Consider the following 3,469-nt stretch of genomic DNA (forward strand, 5'->3'; position numbering starts at 1 on the left):
ATTGTCCCCTCATCCCCATTTCGGTGTGCTGGCGCGGTACGTACCCCGTGCCACGCATCGTGTCACTGTGTACCCAGCTGACGCTCAGCTCTCGGTGGCGGCCAGTTCGCGGCCGCCGGAGCGCGGGCCGCGCAGCACGGCCAGCAGGGCGACGCCGATGCCGATCAGCGCCCAGACCACCATGACCAGGATCGGCAGCCCCAGGTTGGTGGAGCCGAAGTAGGCGACCGACTTGGTGGCGGTGGTACCGGCGCCGTTCGGGATCCAGGAGCCGATCGCCCGCCAGAACGGCGGCGTCATCGGCGCCGGGTAGACCCCGCCCGCGCTCGGGTTGCCGAGCACCACGAAGATCAGCACCGCGACGCCGATCCCGAGGATGTCGAACAGGCACTGCAGCGCCATGGTGAACGCGCCGACCGTGAACACCACCAGGGCGCCGATGGCGCTCAGTCCGAGGACCGAGCCCGGCAGGGCGTCCAGCACCGGACCGGCGATCACCGTACCGAGGACGCCGGCGCCGACCGAGTACACCGCGAGGACGCCGAGGCGGATCAGCAGGCGGTGGGTGTTGGCCGGCTTGGAGCCCGCGCTGATGCCCAGGATCGAGGCGACCAGGTAGCCGCCGACGCACCAGCCGATCACCAGGTAGAAGGCGGAGAGGCCGTTGGTGTCGCCCTTGGCGAGCGGCACCACGTCGTGGACCTTGACCGTACGGCCCTGGGACTGGTCGATCGCGGTGGTGATGGACTCGGCGGCCTTGGCGGCGGAGGTGCCGCGGGCGCTGCCGACCAGCAGGGTGTCCTGGGTGGAGGTCGGGTCCACGACCAGTGCGGCGTAGAGCTTCTGGTCCTTGATCAGCTGGGTCGCCGTCTCGGCGTCCGGCGCGGTGCTGGCGCGGACGGCGTCGTTCGGCACCGACTCCAGCGCGCCGACCAGCTTGGGGGCGACCTGCGGCGGGGCGACCACCGCGATGGAGAGGTTCTGCGGGGCGGGCTTGTGCAGTGCCCCGATGTAGGAGGTGATGAAGCCGAGCTGGAGCAGCAGCACGCCGATCACGAGCAGTGCCGCGCGCGGGGTGACCGCGCTCTTCAGTTCGGCGATGAAACCCTGCCCCGGGGCTGCCATCCACATCTCCTCGTGTAATGGGGAAAAACGGTACTTCCAGAACCGATACTTCATACCATGAAGTAGTTGGCTTGTCGCACCGGCCGCGCCGGGCCGCCGCCGGCGTCGCTGCGCGATACTGGCGCGGTGAGTGACGAGGAATCCCTGGTGGCGGTGGAGCGCGAGGTCGCGCTGATGTTCCGACGGGGCCGGGCCAGAGTGGCGGAACTCTCACGGCGGGTGCACCCCGGGCTGGAGGGGATGGCGTACAGCCTGCTCGGCTACATCGAGCAGGCCGGGCCGGTGCGGGTGACCGACGTCGGCGCGCACTTCTCGGTCGGCAAGGCGACGGTGAGCCGGCAGGTCCGGACGCTGGAGGAGCTGGGCCTGGTGGCCCGGGAGACGGACCCGCTGGACCGCCGGGCCGCGCTGGTCTCGCTCACCGAGGACGGGCGGCGGCGCTACCTGGCCGCGCAGGGCGTCCGGATGCGGCGGGTGCGCGAGGTGATGGGCGGCTGGTCGCCGGAGGATGTGACCCGTTTCGCGGAGCTGCTGCACCGCTTCAACGACGTGCTGGGGGAGTCGGCGGCCGACTGACCGGGCGGTCCCCGGCGGTGCGACAGGGCCCGTAGCTGCGGGTTTTACTTGCCCTTGAAGAAAGTTGCCTTATTCAACCATCTCGTTTTATGGTTGCTTACGGCAACGAAATTTCATGATCCGCGCATCCCGCCCGCCCGCCGAAGGACCCAGATGACCGTGACCACCGAGGCCGCGAGCGGAACCGCCGCCGCGGCCGACAGTCCCCAGATGACGCACCGGCAGGTGATGGAGGCGCTCTCCGGCCTGCTGCTCGGCCTGTTCGTGGCCGTGCTCTCCTCGACCGTCGTCTCCAACGCCCTGCCGCACATCCTGGCCGACCTGCACGGCGGCCAGTCCGCGTACACCTGGGTGATCACCGCGGCCCTGCTCACCCTCACCGCCTCCACCCCGATCTGGGGCAAGCTCTCCGACCTCGTCAGCAAGAAGCTGCTGCTCCAGATCGCCCTGCTGATCTACATCGGCACCTCGGCGCTGGCCGGCCTCTCGCAGAACACCGGCGAGCTGATCGCCTGCCGCGCGCTCCAGGGCGTCGGCGCCGGCGGTGTCGTGGCGCTCGGCCAGATCTGCCTGGCCGCGATGGTCCCGCCGCGCGAGCGCGGCCGGTACAGCGGCTACTTCGGCGCGGTCTTCGCGCTCGCCACCATCGGCGGGCCGCTGATCGGCGGCGTCATCGTGGACACCTCCTGGCTGGGCTGGCGCTGGTGCTTCTACGTCGGCATCCCGTTCGCGCTGGTCGCGATCCTGGTGGTGCAGCGCACCCTCAAGCTGCCGCTGGTCAAGCGCAAGGCGAAGATCGACTACCTGGGCGCGCTGGTCATCACCGCCTCGGTCAGCCTGCTGATGATCTGGATCACCCTGGCCGGCAAGAACTACGCCTGGCTGTCCTGGCAGACCGCGGCCATGGTCGGCGGCGGCCTGGTGCTGGGCGTCCTGGCCGTCGTGATCGAGCGCCGCGCCGCCGAGCCGATCATCCCGCCGAGCCTCTTCAAGTACCGCACCGTCACCCTGGCCGCCATCGCCAGCGTGCTGGTCGGCGTCGGGATGTACGGCGCGACCACCTTCCTCAGCCAGTACTTCCAGCTGGCCCGCGCCAAGTCCCCGACCATGGCCGGCCTGATGACCCTGCCGATGATCCTCGGCCTGGCGGTCTCCTCCGCGGTGGCCGGCCGGCTGATCACCAAGTACGGCAAGTGGAAGGCCTACCTGGTCTCCGGCACCGCGCTGCTCGCCATCGGCTTCGGCCTGCTGGGCACCGCCCGGGCCGACACGAACTACGCGCTGCTCTCCCTCTACATGGCGATCACCGGCGTCGGCCTCGGCCTGACCAGCCAGAACCTGGTGCTCGCGGTGCAGAACACGGTGCCCCGGCACGAGCTCGGCGCGGCCAGCTCGGTGGTCACCTTCTTCCGCACCATGGGCGGCGCGATGGGCGTCTCCGCGCTCGGCGCGCTGATGACCAACAAGGTCGGCCACTACCTGGCCGAGAACCTGGCCGCGGCGCACGTCCCGGCCTCGCCCGCGGCGACCGGCGGCGGCATCCCGGACCTGGCCAAGCTGCCGGCCCCGATCGTGCCGCTGGTGACGGACGCCTTCGGCCACGGCGTCGGCACCGTCTTCCTGTGGGCCGCCCCGTTCGCGGCGCTGGCCTTCGTCACCGTCCTCTTCATCCGGGAGACCGTGCTGAGGACCACCCAGGAGGGCTGACCGGCCGGCGGGACCGACCGCGGGCAGGGATGCGCGAACGGGCCGGGGAGTGTGGAGACAC

The 3,469-nt window shown here is 70.6% G+C and carries 3 protein-coding genes; 2 read left to right on the forward strand and 1 reads right to left on the reverse strand.

Going from position 1 to position 3,469, the window contains the following annotated elements; genetic code table 11:
* Nucleotides 1–84: 84 nt before the first annotated feature.
* On the reverse strand, nucleotides 85–1,125 hold the full coding sequence (locus ACFU7Z_RS37750; RefSeq protein WP_074001430.1) for an ABC transporter permease: 1,041 nt from the start codon (nucleotides 1,123–1,125) through the stop codon (nucleotides 85–87).
* A 126-nt stretch (nucleotides 1,126–1,251) separates the two neighbouring features.
* Here ACFU7Z_RS37750 and ACFU7Z_RS37755 point away from each other — a divergent pair, with 126 nt between their 5' ends.
* Both ACFU7Z_RS37755 and ACFU7Z_RS37760 read left to right on the forward strand, forming a co-directional pair.
* Nucleotides 1,252–1,701 carry a MarR family winged helix-turn-helix transcriptional regulator gene (locus ACFU7Z_RS37755; RefSeq protein WP_234348623.1) on the forward strand — a complete coding sequence of 150 codons (450 nt, stop codon included), beginning with the start codon at nucleotides 1,252–1,254 and terminating at the stop codon, nucleotides 1,699–1,701.
* Between the two features lie 153 nt (nucleotides 1,702–1,854).
* Complete coding sequence (locus ACFU7Z_RS37760) at nucleotides 1,855–3,408, forward strand: MDR family MFS transporter (protein ID WP_049658083.1); 1,554 nt, start codon at nucleotides 1,855–1,857, stop codon at nucleotides 3,406–3,408.
* Nucleotides 3,409–3,469 lie beyond the last annotated feature (61 nt).

It is taken from the genome of Kitasatospora sp. NPDC057518, from assembly GCF_042802075.1.
Taxonomy (GTDB): Bacteria; Actinomycetota; Actinomycetes; order Streptomycetales; family Streptomycetaceae; genus Kitasatospora.